The organism is Maricaulis alexandrii, from assembly GCF_005871165.1.
Classification (GTDB): domain Bacteria; phylum Pseudomonadota; class Alphaproteobacteria; order Caulobacterales; family Maricaulaceae; genus Maricaulis; species Maricaulis alexandrii.
Genome location: NZ_SWKP01000005.1, coordinates 143539 through 160520, shown reverse-complemented (window position 1 = coordinate 160520; position 16982 = coordinate 143539). Strand labels below are relative to the sequence as shown.

Genomic DNA, 16982 nt, shown 5'->3' with positions numbered 1-16982 from the left:
GGCGGGCCTCTGATGCGGGTCTACCTGCAGGCAGAAATGAAAACGCCCGGCGAGCTGCCGGGCGTTGGATCAGTCAGCGAGGGACCGAAGCAGGTCGATCACGCGACGCCGGACCGTCTGGTCCTTGATCGCGGAAAAGGCCGAGGCCAATGCGAGACCGTCGGGCGACGCGATGAAATCGTACAGCGTATCGGAATCCGTCCCCTTGAGTTCCGAAGAGCCATCGTCTTCGAGACCTTCGAAGAAGTAGGATACCGGAACTTCCATGACTTTGGCGACATGGAACAGACGGCTGGCACCGATACGGTTGGTGCCGCGCTCATATTTCTGGACTTGCTGGAAGGTGACGCCCAGTTTCTCTCCCAGCTCGGACTGGCTCATTTCAAGCAGGCTGCGCCGCAAACGAAGGCGTGCGCCGACATGCTGATCGATACTCGTTGGACCCCTAGCGCTCATCTCATCCTCATTGTTGTGGTTCAATGACCGTAATGCCGCTGAATTCTCTTGGATGACAGAATTCGTCACGGAACCATGGGTTTTTCTTACGGTCGAATAGTTCAGTAATCCAGTCGCCTACACATTTCACCCGACCGATCTCGTGGCTGCCCGGCTGGTATTTCAACCAAAACCGCATGCTCTGGTGGAACTCATAATCGAGAACAACCAATTCATCCGGATACAGGGACGCCAGATAAGTCGGTGCCATGGCGATGCCGCCGCCATAACGTATGGTTTCAAATAGCACCGAACTAATGTCTGTGCGGAAGGAATATTTAATAAGTGAATTGGTCTCAGCGGCCTGAATTCCCCACGTATTGAGCGACTTGTCATACTGTTCGAGGGTCAGAAACCTGAGGTTCATGACGTCCGACAGCGATTGCGGCGCGCCGTAGGTGTTGATGAAGTCGCGTGAGGCGACCGGGACATAGTGCAGTGTGCCAAGCTCGTCCGCCCGGACATCCATGCCCTTTTCCGGAAGGAATGTAATCGAAAGATGCGCGGCATGGTCGCCGATGGCCGGCGACTGGTCATTGACCAGTTTGAGGTCGATGGACGGGTGGATACGCATGAATTCCGGCATGTGTCGGGCCAGCCAGTAGGTCGACAGCCCGTCCGGTGTCCGCAGTACGACCTGGCCTTCCATCGCCCGATCCTGCCCGGAGACCCGGTTTTCCAGCTGCTGGGCGGAGCGCTGCATGGTGATCACATAGTCGAGCGCGTTTTCGCCAGCCGGGGTCAGGACCACGCCGGCGGCCCGGCGTTCGATCAACTGGCTTCCCAGGCGGCTTTCCAGCTGCCGCATGCGCTTCGACACGGTGGATTGCTGGCAGCCGAGGGCCGCTGCGGCCGCGCTCATGGATCCGGTCGTCGCCACGGCATGGAAGATCTGCAGATCATCCCAATCGAAAACATGCCGCCGCAGATCGCTACCTGTTTCTGGACTATCCACTATTCCAACTTTGCTAAAGGCGCGTGGCCCGCGCGGTGTTAACGAAGCATTAAGAATATTTTCGACCAAGGGCCACTCATGGCGACTCACGAAGCGCAGCTTAAAGACGTGCGGACCGGCTTTCAATTTCCGCTCGAAAGACTGGATCAGGCTTTCGGGTCGTTGGACTTTGTGCCTGTCACGCTTGACCGTATCGAGGAATTCCACGCGCTGGCCGATGAGCTCATCGACGGTGAAATCGCCGGGGTCGAGGATATCGCCCGCGTCCAAGCCTGGACGCAGCGATCTCTCCACATGCGCGTTTGGAATGGCACCCCTGACGGTTTTGTTGCCTCCATTCCCCTAAGCCAGAAAGGCGTGGACGCCTTGTTCGCGGGTGAATTCGGTTTTGCGAATGCGCGCCGGGACTGGGTGTGCGGGCTGGAGGAAGAGGCCGCCGCGCTCCTGTCCTGGGGGCTGGCCGGCCGGAATCCGCACGCACAGGCTGCGGCCTTGCGGGCTCTGCTTGTGGGCTGGCGGGGCTTTTATTCCAATGTCCGGGTCTATGCCCGGGCGCGGACGACGGAAGGGCAAGCCCTGATGCGGCGTCTGAACTTCGAGATCTGCGCCTATCCTGACGGCGTTAACCCCCTCTATGGCAGCACTGGCTTCCCGGACAAGCTCGGCGCCATGCTTCTGAAGCGAACAATCCTGGGCGAATGGGAGCCTGCCTCATGAAATCCGTGATGGCCGATAGTCTGAAAGTGACAGTCGCGCGCACGCTGGACCAGGTCGTCATGGCGATGACCCTGCGAGGCGTGATCTATCTGGGGGAGCAGGAAGCGCCCTATGGCGAGGAGTATGATGGCAATGATCTGGTTGCCGCGTCCCATCTTATTGCCTGGAAAGGGGCCGAACCGGTCGGTGTTCTGCGCCTGCGCTTCTTCGCCGGTTTTGCCAAGGTGGAGCGCGCCGCGGTGCTCAAACCCTATCGCCGCGATGGCGTGATGCGTCTTCTGATGCAGGAAGCCCTGCGTTATTCGGCACGCCGCGGCTATGAAAAAGTCATCGGCCATGCCCAGCTGAACCGTGTGAAATACTGGCGGACCCACGGCTTCCAGATCCGCAAGGACCGGCCGCATTTCTTCTTCTCCGACTATGAATATGTCGAAATCGAGCGGAAGCTCGTTCCGCCGTCCAATGCGATCACGCCGGAAACCGATCCGATGGTCTTGATCCGCCCTGACGGGGCCTGGGATGAGCCGGGGCCGTTTGACCGGTCGCTGGAAAGACTGCAAAACCCCGAAAAGCAGACGAAGAAAGAGGCCGAGGAAGCTGCATGAACTCTGCCGCCCCCTGTCTGATCCTTCTGGATTGCCAGATGGATCAGGTCCAACCCCCAGACGGCGCCATTGATCCGGACAACAAGGCCGTGATCGAGCGGATATCCACCCTTCTCCAGCATGCGCGCAGTCATGGCTGGACGGTCTGCCATAGCCAGCAGGCACCGGACGCGCCGGGCGCGGCGCGGAGCCCGATCAAGGCATTGCGGCCGTCCACCCGTGAAGCTGTGTTTGTTCGCCCCGGTTTGTCGGCCTTTTCCGATCCCTATTTCCATCAGGTCCTCGCACGCGCGACGGGACCCTGCCTGTTGACCGGTTTCTCGGCACCCTTCGCCATGCTCGCGACGGTGTTCGACGCGCAGACGCGTGGCCAGGAGCTGAGCATTGTTCCCGAAGCCGTCGGCAGCCTGGCTGTAGAGCCGCGCAATGTGCCGGAAACCCGGGCCATGGCCTTCGATCTGATGGCCCGCATCCTGCCGGCCGTTGATTGGAAGACGGTCAGCCGGACCTGGCTCGGCGAAACCGTCGGCGCCTGACCGGTCGGCCCGTTCCGGCCCCCTCCGGCACCGAAGATTAAATTCGCGAAATTCTCCACGCGCAGGCCTTGGAATCGGCCTGCGCGTTTCTACATATGAGGCGTGGGTGACAAACGGCCTTCCCGCCTCCCCCCGGATGGCCCCGTAATTCAGTCACCCTTTAAAGACCAGGCCTCATGAGAGCGTCCCCCCAGCCTGCCTTTGAGGTCTGACAGGCACCGTCGGGCTCCCCCTGTCCCTGCCCGGCGGTGCCACCATTTCCCCAAAAACCGCGACGCCCGGTAATGCCCTGCCAAAAAGAATGGCTCGTTTGCGTTTTCAACGGCGTACACGGCTTGCGTGAAGCAAAAACAGGTCTAGGCTCGCCGTAACTAAAGACAACACCACAGGGAGCGCCACATGGGGGCTGTCGTCGGAGTCGCGCACGCGTATTCTCGAGCGGAATTCATGGAGGCGGCGCGGCAGCGCTGGCAGGATTTATTCGGCCGAGAGTGCGGAGAGACGGGCAATTCCTTTTTTGCCCAGATCCATGACGATGCTCTGGCTGAAGACCTGGAACTGGTCAGTCCGGTGGACCTGGCGGGGCTGTGTGTGGACTTCTGGGATTTCGGCGCCAAACGTCCCGGCGATGACATCCTGATCCGAATGCGCCCGGCCACGCGTGTTGATGGCACGCCTGTCGGACGTGATATCCTTGAGATCATTGGCCGCGACCGGCCCTTCATCGTGGATTCGGTGATGGGCGAGATCGGGGCGCAGGGCTATGACATCCTGGCCATGTTCCATCCGATCGTGCAGGTCCGCCGCGGCACGGACGGTGAACGGGTCGAGGACGGCGGGCGCTGTCTCGCTGAATCCATGATCCAGGTGCATCTCCCGCCCCTGGATGAGCTGTCCCGCAAGACCCTGATCGATGGTGTCACCGCCACGCTGGATGATGTCCGTGTTGCGGTGGAAGACTGGACCGACATGCGGGCCCAGATGGACGACGCAATCGCGCATCTGGAGCAGGCCCGGACCCATGCTTCGCCGGAAGAACTGGCCGAAGCGTGCGAATTCCTGCGCTGGCTGCGGGATGACCATTTCGCCTTTCTGGGCTGCCGGATCTATGACTTTGAAGTCGGTGATGACGGCACCATGGCCCAGCGCCATCCGCGCGTCCGGCCGGAAACCGGCCGCGGCGTGCTGCGGGATCCGGATCGTCATGTTCTGCGCAAGGGCTCCGAACCGGCCGTCCTGACGCCGGCCATCGAAACCTTCCTGCGCGAACCCACCCCGCTGATTGTCGCCAAGGCGAACATGAAGTCGCGCGTCCACCGCCGCGTCTACATGGACTATATCGGGGTGAAGCGGTATCGCGAGGACGGTGCCGTGATCGGTGAAGCTCGCTTCGTGGGCCTGTTCACCGCGGAGGCCTATGACCAGAGCGCCTCGGCTGTCCCGCTCATCCGCCGCAAGGTCCGCCGGGTGCTTGAGCGCGCCGGCAAGACGCCGGGCACGCACTCGGCCAAGAAACTGCGCAACACGGTTGAGAACTTCCCGCGCGACGAGCTGTTCCAGACTGATGAGAATGACCTTCTGGAAATCTGCCTGGGGGTCCTGCATCTCCAGGACCGTCCGCGCACCAAGCTCTTCATCCGCCGCGATCAGTTCGACCGCTTCGTCTCGGCCCTGCTCTTTGTTCCCAGGGATCGCTATAATTCTAAAGTGCGCGAACAGGCGGGCGAGCTGATCCGCGATGCGTTTGGCGGCCGGCTTTCCGCTTATTATCCGCAATTCGGCGATGGCTCCCTGGCGCGCGTCCACTTCATCATCGGTCTTAATCCGTTCGACCATCCGGAACCGGACATGTCCGATCTCGAGCGGCGGGTCGCCCATCTGGCCCGGACCTGGGAAGATGACCTTGAAACCCATGTTCGACTGAACGCACCGGAAGCCATCCGCCTGCGCATGCCGGCCTATCAGGACGCCTTCAAGGCCGGCTATCGCGAGCTGTATGATCCCGCTGAGGCGCTCGCCGATGTCCTCAAGCTGGAAAGCCTGGATTCGTCGGACAAGGTCGCCGTGCGCGTCTATCGCGAACCGGATGACGCCAATAACGAGTTGCGCCTGAAAATCTATCGGGTCGGCAAACCGGTTTCCCTGTCCCGGGTCATGCCCGTACTGGAAAATCTCGGCCTCTATGTGGTCCAGGAAACCGGCTTCCCGGTCGACCGCCGGGGCGAGTCCGGTCAGGGCGTCGATCGCGCCTATGTGCATGATTTCGAGATGAAGGCGGACTCGCTGCGCGGCCAGTCTCTCGATGTTCTGGGAGCCAATCTCGAGGAAGCGCTCTTGGCCATGGCCGAGGGCCGGGCCGAGGATGACGGGTTCAACCGCCTGATTGTCGAGATCGGTGTGACTTGGCGCGAAGCGGCCTTCCTGCGGACTTGCGCGCGGTACCGCCAGCAGACCGGGCTGGACCCGTCGCAAGCCATCCAGGAAGAGGCGCTGGCCGCCTATCCGGACATCGCCCGCGGCCTGCTGGACCTGGCGCGCGTCAAATTCGACCCGGACTTTGACGGCGACCGCAAACAGCGCACGGATGCGGTCTGGGAGACCAGCGAAAACCTGCGCAAAGCACTCGATGATGTGGCCAGCCTGGACCATGACCGCGCCCTGCGCCGGATTTTCCATCTGGTTCAGGCGACGCTGCGCACGAATTTCTATCAGCGGGACGAAGCCGAAAATCCCAAACCGCGCATTGCGATCAAGATCGCGAGCGAGTTGCTGGAAGAGCTGCCGCTGCCCAAGCCTTATCGCGAGATTTTCGTGTGGGCGCCGGATGTGGAAGGCGTGCACATCCGCTTCGGCCCGGTGGCACGCGGCGGCCTGCGCTGGTCGGACCGGCGCGATGATTTCCGGACGGAAGTCCTGGGCCTGGTGAAGGCCCAGCAGGTCAAGAATGCGGTCATTGTACCGGTCGGCTCCAAGGGTGGTTTCTATCCCAAATCCCTGCCCCGGAACGGCTCCCGCGATGAAGTGTTTGAAGCCGGGCGCGAAGCCTACAAGACCTTCATCCGCGGCCTGCTCGACCTGACCGACAATATTGTCGACGACGCGGTTGTTCCGCCGGCCCTGACCGAGCGCTGGGATGATGATGACCCTTATCTCGTCGTGGCGGCCGACAAGGGGACGGCGACCTTCTCGGACACGGCGAATGGCCTGGCCGAGGACGAGTTCGATTTCTGGCTCGGCGATGCTTTTGCCTCGGGCGGTTCGGCCGGCTACGACCACAAGAAGATGGGCATCACGGCCCGCGGCGCCTGGGAATCCGTGAAGCGGCACTTCCGGGAAATGGGCAAGGACATCCAGACCGAACCCTTCACCGTGATCGGCGTCGGCGACATGTCCGGCGATGTGTTCGGCAATGGCATGCTCCTGTCCAAACAGATCCGCCTCGTCGCCGCCTTTGACCATCGCGACATCTTCATCGATCCGGATCCGGGTGATCCGGAGACGATGTGGAATGAGCGCAAGCGCCTGTTCGACCTGCCCCGGACATCCTGGCAGGACTATGACACCTCCCTGGTGTCCAAGGGCGGGGGTGTCTTCTCCCGGGCGGCGAAGTCGATCAAGCTGAGCGAGGAGATCAAGGCGCTGACCGGTCTGACCAAGGACTCGGTGAGCCCGAACGAGCTGATCAATGCCTTGCTGAAAACCGAGATCGAACTTCTCTGGTTCGGCGGAATCGGGACCTATGTGAAGGCGACCCAGGAGCAGCATTGGGAAGTCGGCGACAAGACTAATGATGGCCTGCGCGTCAATGCTGACGAGGTTCAGGCCAAGGTGATCGGGGAAGGCGCCAATCTGGGCTTCACCCAGGCCGCGCGTATCGAATTTGGCCAACATGGTGGCCGCGCCAATGCGGACTTCATCGACAATTCGGCCGGCGTCGACAGTTCCGACCATGAGGTGAACATCAAGATCCTGCTGCGTCCGATGATGCGCGGGGGCGACATGTCCCGGGAAGACCGGGACAAGCTGCTGGAATCCATGACGGATGATGTGGCGCACCATGTCCTGCGGCACAATTACGACCAGACACTGGCGCTTTCCATGGCGGAGCATTCGGCCAAGGCTGACCTGGACGCGCATGAACGCTTCATGCTGCGCCTGGAAGAGCTGGGACAGCTGGATCGCGAGGTGGAAGGCCTGCCGTCCAGCGAAGGCGTCCGGGCCCTGAAATCCAGGGAACAAGGCCTGACCCGGCCGGAACTGGCCGTGCTGAATTCCTATGCGAAGATCACGCTGTTCGACCAGCTCGTGGCCTCGGATGTGCCCGATGATCCGCACTTCAAGTCCATGCTGGTGAACTATTTCCCCAAGGGGCTGCACACCTATGGCGAGGCCATGGAAGGGCACCGGCTGAAGCGAGAAATCATTTCCACGGTCCTGGCCAATGAAATGATCAATCTGGGCGGACCGACCTTCGTCCACCGGGCCATCGACTCCACGACGGCCTCGGTCCCGGCGATTGCCCGGGCCTTTGAAGCGGGCCGGGAGATTTTCGGCTTCTCCGAACTCACCCAGGCGATCAATACGCTGGACAACAAGGCGCCGGCCCAGGTGCAGATCCGTCTGCACGAGGAGATCATCCGCCTGCTGCGCCGCCAGACTTATTGGCTGGTCCGCCGGGGCCGCAATGCCTCGACGGCCAGTGACGGATCGATCGGTGATGTGGTGAACACCTATCAGGCGGGCGTTCAGGAATTGCGCTCCATGGTGCACGAGATCATTTCCGAGCATGAGCGGGCCGGCGTCCGCAAGCGCAAGAAGACCTTCATCAATGCGGGTGCGCCGGAGGATCTGGCGCAGGCCGTGGCGGAGCTTCGTCCGCTGACCTCCTCTACCGATGTCATTGATATGGCGAGCGAACATGCCTGGCCACTGGCGTCCACCGCCTACATTTATCACGCCAGTGGAGCGCGGTTCCGGTTTGATCGGTTGCGGGGGATGGGTCAGGAAGTGTCGTCGGACCTGCACTGGGACCGGTTGGCGGTGCGGCGGTTGATGGAAGACCTCTATGCCAGCCAGCAGACGGTGACGGCTTCGGCGATGCGGTTTGCGCAACAGGCTGGCGGCTCGCTGTCCGCGGGTATCGAGAGCCCGTCGCGGGAGTGGGCGGATGCCCTGATCGAGGCCTGGAATACGGTCAATGAGGAAGAGGCCGGCCGGGTCGACTCGGTGCAGCGCCAGCTGGACGATTCCGGTGCCTGGACCCTGTCGAAACTCTCCATCGCCGCGACCCAGCTCAGCGAAATGGCCGCCGTTGCTCAGCCCTGACCGGGCTGGGTGCCGAAGCTTTGGTCAAGCCAGTCAATGACTTGCTCCCGCGCCCGTTGCGCCGCTTCGGCGTCGTAGCGGATGCGCGGATCCGGCGGCGGATTGGGTTCGTCGAAGGCATGGCTCTGGCCGTCCCAGACGCTGTAGTCCAGATCGACACCGGCGGCCGCGGCGCGTTCGAAGCGGCGCTCACAGGCCCCGTGAGGCGCGATGACATCCTGTTCCGCCAGGATCGCCCGCAGCGGAATGTCCGGATCGATATCCGCACCGGACGTCCGCATCGGAAAGCCGCAATAGGGATACATCGCGATGGCGAGCCGCACCCGGGGGGTGAGGGATAAGGTGTGACCCCTGAGCCCGCGGGGCTGATCGCCGCTGCCGGAGAAGGCCAGCGCCTCCATGAGGGACCAGCCGCCATGGCTCCAGCCGATAAGGGCGAGCCGGTCGCCATCAATGCCGGGCGTGTCCTGCAGCTCGGCGAGTACGGCGGCGATATCGGCGGCCCGGTCCTGCCCCCACAGGGTCTGCGCGGTACAAACCCGGCTCATCGCTCCGAAACGGCCAATCCCGCGCGCGCCGTTCGAGTCCACGATCACGACGGCATAGCCGGCCTCCAATACCCTGTCGGAATAGGCCTCCTGGACCTGCCGCAAGCCGCCGCAGCCATGCAGCATGACCAAGGCGGGCACCGGTCCGGCTGCGTTTCCGGGCCGGCGGATATCGATGTGCCCGTCCAACAGGGCACGCTGCTCGGCGAGGCTGCGCTGGGGCACGGAGAGACCGGTCGCATTGCCGATCGCGCAGGCGCCCAAGCCCGATACCGCGATCAGCGCGACGAGGGAGACAGGCATGAGGATCCGGCGGACAAGTGTCATGGCGTGACCATGGCGACACGAGCCGCGCAGCGTCAACGCAAGATGCATTCACATCCCGCGCAAACATCGCGCATTTTAATGTAAGCGGGAGGAAGCCCTGGCCTAGTGCCGGAAGTGGCGCATGCCGGTGAAGACCATGGCGATGCCGGCCTTGTTGGCGGCCTCGATAACCTCTTCGTCGCGGATCGACCCGCCCGGCTGGATCACGGCCGTGGCGCCAGCTTCGACGGCGGCGTTGAGACCGTCGGCGAAGGGGAAGAAGGCGTCGGAGGCACAGACAGAGCCTTCGGTGCGCGGTGCATCCCACTGGTTCTCTGCCGCCGTGGCTTCGGCCTTGCGGACGGCAAGGCGGGCGGCTTCCAGACGGCTGGTCTGGCCCATGCCGATCCCGGCGGTGGAGCCGTTGCGGGCATAGACGATGGCGTTCGACTTGACGTGCTTGACCACTTTCCAGGCGAAGATGAGGTCGGCCAGTTCGGCTTCGGTCGGGGCGCGTTCGGTGACGGTCTTCAACTCGTCCAGACCGATCATGGCCGTGTCGCGCTCCTGGACCAGGAGACCGCCGGCGACCGTCTTGGTCAGCCAGCCGGCCTGGTTCGGATCGGGCATGCCGCCGGTCAGCAGGACGCGGAGATTGGACTTGCCGGACAGGACGGCGAGCGCGTCCTCATCGGCATCCGGGGCGACGACCACTTCGGTGAAGATCTTCACCAGTTCGCCAGCCGTGTCGGCATCCAGCGTCTTGTTCATGGCGACAATGCCGCCAAAGGCGGAAATCGGGTCGGCGGCGAAGGCCTTCTCATAGGCAGCGGCCAGGCTGTCATGCACCGCAACGCCGCACGGATTGGCGTGCTTGACGATGACCACGGCGGCCTTGTCGTCCGCCGCGAATTCGCCGGCCAGTTCGAAGGCGGCGTCGGCATCGGCGAGATTGTTGTAGGACAGCGACTTGCCCTGGACCTGGCGGGCGGTGGCAATGCCCTTGCGGCCTTCCGGCGTGGTGTAGAAGGCGGCCTTCTGGTGCGGGTTCTCGCCATAGCGCAGGGCTTCGGAGAGCTGGCCGCCAAAGGCGCGCCAGGCCGGAGCACCCTCGCCCAGCTGGTCGGCGAACCAGTTGGAGATGGCCGCATCATAGGCGGCGGTACGCGCGTAGGACTTGGCTGCCAGGGATTGGCGCAGGCTGTAGGGTGTGGCGCCGTCATGCTCGCCCATGGCAGCGATCACGGCATCAACATCCGCGCCATCGGTGCAGACATTGACCCAGGCGTGGTTCTTGGCCGCGGCCCGGATCATGGCCGGTCCGCCAATATCGACATTCTCGACGCAGTCGGCGTATTCGCCGCCCTTCGCGACGGTCTCTTCGAACGGGTAGAGATTGACGTAGAGCAGGTCGATGTTGGGAATGCCATGCTCCGACATGGAGGCGCGGTCCTCGGAATTGTCCCGACGGCCGAGCAGGCCGCCATGGACGCGCGGATGCAGCGTCTTGAGGCGGCCATCCATCATTTCCGGGAATTCGGTGACTTCGGAGACGTCCTTGGCCGGGATGCCGGCATCCTTCAGGGCGCGCAGCGTGCCGCCGGTGGAGAGGATCTCGACCCCGGCATCGGCCAATTGGCGTCCGCGCTCAACCAGACCGGTCTTGTCGGAAACAGAAATCAGCGCGCGACGGACGGGCGCGAGTGCGAGGTCGGACATGGTTGGGGCTCCGTTCAATCCACCCGGATGCGCGGCGAGTTACCACGCCGGGTGATCAAGTCAATGTGGCGCGCTCGCGCGGGCGCAGGGCACACAGCGCTTCCAGCGCCGGTGCGGCCGCGTCGCGCTGGCCGGAATGGGTTGTTTTCAGAACACAATCGAGCGCCTGCCGGACCTGTTCCTGGTCCAGGGCGGGGCCCGTAACACACCAGACACCGTCGATCCCGGTCTCCTCGCGCCGCTCGAAATCATAGACGAGGCTCTCATGACGTTTCTCGCCCGGGCGCAGGCCGACGATCGAGATCGCGCCGGGCATGTCCGGATCCCGGCCACGCAGGCGCAGAAGCTGGCGGGCCAGGCGCAGGATGGAGACCGGCTTGCCCATGTCGAGCACGTAGAGCGCGCCATTGAGGGCCGGGTCGAATGCGGTCTTGGCGGCGGCATCCAGGACCAGGCCGGAGGCTTCCTCCACGGTCATGAAATAGCGCGTGGCTTCCGGGTCGGTGATGGTGACCGGGTCGCCTGCTTCGATCTGGCGCTCGAACAGGGGCACGACCGAGCCGGTGGAGCCGAGCACATTGCCGAAGCGCACCACACAGATACGGGTCTCGCTGCCATCGCCGGCGGCGTTGCGGGCATAGAGTTCGGCGGCGCGTTTGGTGGCGCCCATCACATTGTTCGGCTCGACCGCCTTGTCGGTGGAGATCAGGGCGACGACGCGGGTGCCATGGCGCTTGGCGGTCTCGATCGTGTTGACCGTGCCGATGACATTGGTGCGGACGGCCTCGCCGGGATTGAGCTCGCTCATCGGCACGTGTTTCAGCGCCGCAGCGTGCAGAACCACATCCGGCTTTTCCTCCGCGAAGACCGCGTCGAGACGGTCGGTATCGCGGATATCCCCCAGGATCGCGCGCCAGGCGATGCGCTGGGGCCGGCGGGAAAACTCCAGGTCGATCTCATAGAGATTGGCCTCGGAGGCATCGAAGAAGATCAGCTTGCCCGGATTGAGCGTGGCAGCGAGCCTCGCGAGCTGGGAGCCGATCGTGCCCCCCGCCCCGGTGATCAGGATGCGCTTGCCCTCGATCAATGGCCGGGCCTGTTCCAGGTTCGGCGGGCGCGGTGGCCGGTTGAGCAGGTCGGCGGCTTCCACCGGGGAAAAGGCTCCCGGCCCTTCCGCCGGCCGGGCGCGGGACAGTTTGGCCCCGGTGCGCGCGGCAATCCGGATCAGCTGGTTGACCAGTTCCACATCCGCAGAATCCCCGGCGAGGACGAGGCGGGGCGGATTGGCTTCATCCTGGGCCAGACGGCGCAGCCCGGCCTCAATGGCGCCCAGTCCGCCCAGAACGGGAATCCCGCGAATGGCGTGGCCGGTCAGTTCGGAATTCGGTTCGATCAGGCCTTTTGCCCGAAAGGGGGCGGCGCCATTGCGGCGGTCCAGATCGCGCAGGGCTTCGTCCAGATCGGCGGCCGACCCGACCAGGATGGCGGCGGGCTTGGACCGGTCTTCCACCTGCAGCAGGGCGCGTATGCCCTGGGTGCGCAATCCGCCGAACACGAAGCGCGGGGCGAGCAAAAGGCCGATCAGGATCGGAATGTCGATCAGGATGGCGGTCCGCGGGAAGCCTTCCAGACGGTTGATCAGGAAGAGAATGGGCAGGAAGACCAGATTGGCGATGATGACCGCACGGACAATCCGGGCCGCATCATTCAGCGCCGCATAGCGCCACAGGCCGCGGTGCAGGCCTTCCAGCGGGAAGACCAGGGCGCAGGACAGGGCGAAGACCGCCACGGATTGCAGCACGATCTGGTCCGGCGGATCTATGGGTTCGAACCGGTAGCGCAAAAGGACGGCGGCCCACATGGAAAAGGCCCCGGCACACAGGTCGAACAGGGCGACCCCGACCATGGACAACTGGTTGCGATGCGTCGCGGTCTGACGGGTCTCCGGCGTCGGCCGTGTCATTCCGTGTCTCCCCCCGCGCCGCCGATACGGCCCAAGCGCTGAAATGCCCAGCGAACCCGGTTCGGGGGACGATCCCCGGCCCCGAAGGGTTCGGCATCCCCCTGTATTACTATTTGTGTGGCCCGTTGTGGAGGTGCTCCGGCTGCCAAATAAACGGAACGTTCCAGACGGATCGGTCCGCCATCGGTGCGGAAGCGCCAGCCATCCCCATCGGGCTGGACCAGAAGGGCACTCATGGAGTCCCGTGACAGGGAGGCGCGGACATCGGGGTGGAGGTGGAAGCGGATGGCGAAGGGCCAGCGCACATCGACATCATCGGGCGGGCCGTCCGAGACCGGCCGGAACAACGCATCCTCGCCCCGCAAATCCCCGCCATCACTGGCCAGGAAGACGCGGCGGCGATGCGACAGGCCATAGCGGCTGCGATAGCCCTCATGGATGCCCTCCAGCCAGACGCCCAGCTCTTCTTCATTGCGGCGGGCGGTGACGGTGCCGGGGGGAAATACCAGGCGCGGACCCAGCAGGTCGCGCTTCCAGCCCTGGGTGAAGAGCAGGGCAGAGGAGGTTTCATCCAAGGTCAGGGTGGAATGGGCGGCGGTGGCCCGCACCGCCTCGCGCCAGGAGGCCGGCTGGTCGTCATGCCAGCCGCAATTGACCACCAGCCGCCCCGCGGAGGTGCAGAGTTCGAAGGCCAGGGCGCTGGCATGGGCGCTCGTGCCCAGAGCGCCGGGCGCCGGCTTGCCGACATCCAGAAGGATCGTCGCGCCGCCGGCCTCGGCGCGGTGATAGCCGGAATGGGGTGCGAAACCGAAGGGTTTGGCCTGGACGTCATCGCGGTCGAGCGCATGCGCCAGGGCGGTGTGGTCGCATTCCCCGCCGCCATGGAAACTGGCCAGGCCACCATCGGACATGCGGAAGAAGCGGGCCATCGGGGCGAGCCGGTCCATGGCGCGGTCGATGTCGGCCGGCAAGGCGACACCGGCGCGCTCGGCGGCATCGCGCAGGGTGACCAGATCGATCAGGGTTTCCGCGCAGGCGCGCGGCGAACGGGAAACATGGCCGCCATCGGGCAGGATCTGGCGGGCGACTTCCCGCGAAAGGGCCTGCAGGCCCGCTTTTTGAAGGGCCGCCTGGCGCGGCAGGCAGAGTCCGGTCAGGGCCAGGGCGGTGGCGCAGCGCAGGCGGATGGCGCCGTCATGGGCAATGGGCAGGGAGCGCTGAAGATAGCGCGCCTGGCGCAGCAGGGTGCGAAAGCGCAGGCGGCGCGCCTTGCGGTCCGTATCATCCGTGTTGAACAGGACCTCGCCACAACGCAGCCAGTTCAGGATTCGGGCCGAGAGCACACCATGGGACCAGGCGAAACCGTTCCAGCGACCGAAGGCCTCGATCCAGCTGTCCACCAGCTCGCGGGCCTGGGCATCGCTGCCGTCTTCAGGATTGGCCAGGCAATCGCGCAGCCAGCCGAAACCGTGCAGACGTCGGGCGAAGGCGCGGGTCGGTGCGGGTTCGTGCCAGATATCGCGGGCGGTCTCGACGACATGGACATCACCAGCCAGGGCGAACCGGCCCACGGCGATGGCCTCGCCCCGGTCAGGGTCGGCGGCATAGAGATCGTCGGGCAGGATATCCAGCGCGTCGGGCAAGCCGCCCAGCCCCTGGAAGCCCATGGGAAGTCCGACCGCATTCAGTGTGGCGGAGGCTTCCCGGCGCAAACCCATCATGGCGGCGCCGGCATAGTCGGACAGACGCACCGCGCGAGCCATGACGATCAGCCGCGCAGGGCGTGAATGTTGTCGCGATAGGCGTCCGGCCCGCCGCGGAAGACCGCGGATCCGGCCACCAGCGCATCCGCGCCGGCATCGCGGCAGGATTTGGCGGTCTCCGGGTTCACGCCGCCATCCACCTCGATCATCGTCTTCAGGCCGCGCGCATCAATCATCGAGCGGATCTGCTCGATCTTGCGCAGCTGGCTGTCGATGAAGCTCTGCCCGCCAAAACCCGGATTGACGCTCATCACCAGGACCAGATCCAGCTCGTCCAGGACATAGTCGATGATCGCGGGGTCGGTGGACGGGTTGAGGGCCGCGCCGGCCTTCACGCCCAGGGAGCGGATTTTCTGGACCGTGCGGTGGAAATGCGGCCCGGCTTCCGGATGGGCCGTGATGATGTCCGATCCGGCCTCCGCGAAAGCGTCCAGATAAGGGTCGACCGGTTCGATCATCAGATGCACGTCGAAGGTCTTCTTCGAGTGCGGACGCAGGGCTTTCACCACGGCCGGACCGATGGTGATATTGGGCACGTAATGCCCGTCCATGACGTCGACATGGATCCAGTCGGCGCCGGCTTCGTCGATCGCGCGGATTTCCTCGCCGAGCTTGGCGAAGTCAGCCGAGAGGATGGACGGCGAAATAATCACGGATTTGGACATGTCGATCCGATAACAGCGGGGCCTCACGCGCGCAAGCGATGCGCACGTTTCCCGGTGATTTTAAGCCGAAATGCGCTTTTCGAAGCGGGCGATGAAGAAACCGTCCAGTCCGCCCTTTTCCGCCCACAGGGCCGGGGTGAGGCGCAGCCAGCCCTCCGGCGTGATGGCGTCTTCAAGACCGGGCACTTCCCCGTCCTGGATCGGGCGCACGACGAGTTCGCTCTGGCGCTTGAGGAGTTCGGCGGCGAGCCCCTCGCCCTCTTCCGGCTGTAGCGAACAGGTGCACAGGACCAGCGTGCCGCCCGGGCGCAGGAAGCGCACGGCGGCATTGGCCAGCTCCAGCTGGAGTTTCACCATTTTGGCGACCTGGCCGGGTTTCTTGATCTGGGCCGCCTCGGGGTGGCGGCGCAGCGTACCGGTCGCCGTGCAGGGCGCATCCAGCAGGATGGCGTCGGCGGGGCCTTTCGGCTTGTAGCGGCGGCCATCCTCGGCGACGACATTGGCGCGCAAGTGCGTGCGGCCGAGATTGTCGCGCAATTGTTTCAGCCGTCCGGCAGAACTGTCGATCGCGGTGACGCGGGCGCCCAGGGCGGAGAGCTGCAGCGTCTTGCCGCCCGGCGCGGCGCACATGTCCAGCACGTGGTCGCGCTCTTTCACGCCCAGCAGGGTCGCGGGAATGGCGGCGGCTGCGTCCTGCACCCACCAGGTGCCGTCGCGATAGCCCGGCAATTGAGTGACATCGCCGATTTCCCGGCGGCGCAGCGTGCCGGTCGGCAGGATGTCCGCATGGAGCGCTTCGGCCCATTTTTCGCGTTCGGCCGGGTCTTTCACCGTGATGTCGAGCGGTGGCGGGTCCATCAGGACATTGGTCATGCGGGCCAGGGCGCCGGGACCGTAGGCCTTGCGCCAGGCGCGGGCCATCCAGTCGGGGAGATTGTCGCGCGGGGCCGTGCGGGCTGCGAGGTCGCGGCCTTCCTTGTCGACCTTGCGCAGGACGGCATTGATCAGGCCTTTCAGGCCGAACGCCGCCTTGTTCTCCGCGGCGAGGGCGACCGTGGTGGAGACCACGGCATGCGGGGCACCGTCCATCCACAGGAGCTGGGTCGCGCCGGTGACGAGCAGGGCCACGGCCGGTTCCGGCGTCTCTTCCAGCGGTTTGGCGAGAAGCTTGGACAGGACGGCCAGGGTCTGGCCATGGCGGCGGAAGGTCGTGGCCAGGATGGCGCGCGCAAAGGCCCGGTCGCGCGCCTCCATCTCGCGATAGCCGCGTGTGTGTTCCAGGGCCGATTCCAGCGTTTTGCGCTGGGACATGATGGCCATGTAGGCGTGGGCGGCCGAGCGCCGCGAGGCAAGTCCGTCAGTCATCGGCGCGGAGCTAGCACGCG

Annotated in this window: 12 protein-coding genes; 4 read left to right on the top strand and 8 right to left on the bottom strand. The window is 64.5% G+C overall.

Annotated features, from left to right (window positions below):
- Positions 1-69: 69 nt before the first annotated feature.
- Both FCS99_RS04150 and FCS99_RS04145 read right to left on the bottom strand, forming a co-directional pair.
- Positions 70-456: a helix-turn-helix domain-containing protein gene (locus FCS99_RS04150; RefSeq protein WP_138510814.1), complete on the bottom strand. Its 387-nt coding sequence runs from the start codon at positions 454-456 to the stop codon at positions 70-72.
- 7 nt (positions 457-463) lie between these two features.
- Positions 464-1657: a LysR family transcriptional regulator gene (locus tag FCS99_RS04145; RefSeq protein WP_138510813.1), complete on the bottom strand. Its 1194-nt coding sequence runs from the start codon at positions 1655-1657 to the stop codon at positions 464-466.
- Between FCS99_RS04145 and FCS99_RS04140 the strand changes: the two genes are divergently transcribed.
- From FCS99_RS04140 to FCS99_RS04125, 4 genes are all read left to right on the top strand, one after another.
- On the top strand, positions 1622-2167 hold the full coding sequence (locus tag FCS99_RS04140; RefSeq protein ID WP_138510812.1) for a hypothetical protein: 546 nt from the start codon (positions 1622-1624) through the stop codon (positions 2165-2167). The two genes, FCS99_RS04145 and FCS99_RS04140, sit on opposite strands and share 36 nt — an antisense overlap.
- Positions 2164-2772, top strand: coding sequence for a GNAT family N-acetyltransferase (locus FCS99_RS04135; protein ID WP_171036234.1), 609 nt, complete (start codon positions 2164-2166; stop codon positions 2770-2772). Before FCS99_RS04140 ends, FCS99_RS04135 begins: the two co-directional genes overlap by 4 nt.
- Positions 2769-3308, top strand: coding sequence for an isochorismatase family protein (locus tag FCS99_RS04130; RefSeq protein WP_138510810.1), 540 nt, complete (start codon positions 2769-2771; stop codon positions 3306-3308). The genes FCS99_RS04135 and FCS99_RS04130 overlap by 4 nt, the downstream gene beginning before the upstream one ends.
- 399 nt (positions 3309-3707) lie before the next feature.
- The gene (locus FCS99_RS04125; protein ID WP_138510809.1) at positions 3708-8633 is read left to right on the top strand and encodes an NAD-glutamate dehydrogenase; all 4926 of its coding nucleotides are present in this window, start codon (positions 3708-3710) and stop codon (positions 8631-8633) included.
- On the opposite strand, the gene FCS99_RS04120 is transcribed toward FCS99_RS04125, so the two are convergent.
- From FCS99_RS04120 to FCS99_RS04095, 6 genes are all read right to left on the bottom strand, one after another.
- The gene (locus FCS99_RS04120) at positions 8624-9508 is read right to left on the bottom strand and encodes a dienelactone hydrolase family protein (RefSeq protein WP_171036233.1); all 885 of its coding nucleotides are present in this window, start codon (positions 9506-9508) and stop codon (positions 8624-8626) included. The two genes, FCS99_RS04125 and FCS99_RS04120, sit on opposite strands and share 10 nt — an antisense overlap.
- Before the next feature lie 102 nt (positions 9509-9610).
- Positions 9611-11206 (bottom strand): bifunctional phosphoribosylaminoimidazolecarboxamide formyltransferase/IMP cyclohydrolase, encoded by a 1596-nt coding sequence (purH, locus tag FCS99_RS04115; RefSeq protein ID WP_138510807.1) that lies wholly within the window; start codon positions 11204-11206, stop codon positions 9611-9613.
- 55 nt (positions 11207-11261) lie between these two features.
- Complete coding sequence (locus tag FCS99_RS04110) at positions 11262-13169, bottom strand: nucleoside-diphosphate sugar epimerase/dehydratase (protein WP_138510806.1); 1908 nt, start codon at positions 13167-13169, stop codon at positions 11262-11264.
- A complete protein-coding gene (locus FCS99_RS04105; RefSeq protein WP_138510805.1) occupies positions 13166-14932 on the bottom strand; it encodes a heparinase II/III family protein in 1767 nt (588 codons plus the stop codon). The genes FCS99_RS04110 and FCS99_RS04105 overlap by 4 nt, the downstream gene beginning before the upstream one ends.
- Before the next feature lie 5 nt (positions 14933-14937).
- Positions 14938-15597 (bottom strand): ribulose-phosphate 3-epimerase, encoded by a 660-nt coding sequence (rpe, locus tag FCS99_RS04100; protein WP_138510804.1) that lies wholly within the window; start codon positions 15595-15597, stop codon positions 14938-14940.
- A 60-nt stretch (positions 15598-15657) separates the two neighbouring features.
- Positions 15658-16962, bottom strand: a complete 1305-nt coding sequence (locus tag FCS99_RS04095; RefSeq protein ID WP_138510803.1) for an RsmB/NOP family class I SAM-dependent RNA methyltransferase — start codon at positions 16960-16962, stop codon at positions 15658-15660.
- Between the last annotated feature and the right edge of the window lie 20 nt (positions 16963-16982).

Coding starts and splice junctions, on each gene's coding strand:
- FCS99_RS04135 (WP_171036234.1), top strand. CDS start 2,164: ATGAAATCCGTGATGGCCGATAGTCTGAAAGTGACAGTCGCGCGCACG.
- rpe (WP_138510804.1), bottom strand. CDS start 15,597: ATGTCCAAATCCGTGATTATTTCGCCGTCCATCCTCTCGGCTGACTTC.
- FCS99_RS04120 (WP_171036233.1), bottom strand. CDS start 9,508: ATGACACTTGTCCGCCGGATCCTCATGCCTGTCTCCCTCGTCGCGCTG.
- purH (WP_138510807.1), bottom strand. CDS start 11,206: ATGTCCGACCTCGCACTCGCGCCCGTCCGTCGCGCGCTGATTTCTGTT.
- FCS99_RS04095 (WP_138510803.1), bottom strand. CDS start 16,962: ATGACTGACGGACTTGCCTCGCGGCGCTCGGCCGCCCACGCCTACATG.
- FCS99_RS04105 (WP_138510805.1), bottom strand. CDS start 14,932: ATGGCTCGCGCGGTGCGTCTGTCCGACTATGCCGGCGCCGCCATGATG.
- FCS99_RS04150 (WP_138510814.1), bottom strand. CDS start 456: ATGAGCGCTAGGGGTCCAACGAGTATCGATCAGCATGTCGGCGCACGC.
- FCS99_RS04130 (WP_138510810.1), top strand. CDS start 2,769: ATGAACTCTGCCGCCCCCTGTCTGATCCTTCTGGATTGCCAGATGGAT.
- FCS99_RS04125 (WP_138510809.1), top strand. CDS start 3,708: ATGGGGGCTGTCGTCGGAGTCGCGCACGCGTATTCTCGAGCGGAATTC.
- FCS99_RS04110 (WP_138510806.1), bottom strand. CDS start 13,169: ATGACACGGCCGACGCCGGAGACCCGTCAGACCGCGACGCATCGCAAC.